The sequence below is a fragment of the Fructilactobacillus sp. X3R5C2 genome (assembly GCF_059901175.1).
The window spans coordinates 1-276 of sequence record NZ_JBWXVC010000025.1 but is presented as its reverse complement, the minus strand read 5'-3'; the positions used below and the strand labels follow the sequence as shown (position 1 = coordinate 276).

Here is a 276-nt window from a genome sequence, read left to right as displayed (position 1 = left end):
GATCAGGTACACCGCACGCGGCACGTCGCTGGCGACACCCTCGCCATGGAACAGCGCCAGGCCAAACTCGGACATGGCCGACGGATAGCCGGCCTCCGATGCCCGTTCAAAATGCGCGGCCGCCCGCATGACGTCCTGCTCGACGCGGTCACCGGTCAGCAGGCACAGCCCTACCGCATGGATTGCCGGGATATAGCCCTTCTCTGCGGCCTGCTTGAGGGTCGCGAAGCTGTCCGCCTCGGCATGTGCGTCGTCCTCCCCTACAGGCATCGAAGA

Annotated in this window: 1 protein-coding gene; it reads right to left on the bottom strand. The window is 65.9% G+C overall.

Features of this window, described 5'->3' with window-relative positions; translation table 11 throughout:
* On the bottom strand, positions 1 to 276 hold a 276-nt coding region (locus AC6UD4_RS07290), incomplete at both ends, for a tetratricopeptide repeat protein (RefSeq protein ID WP_500709646.1).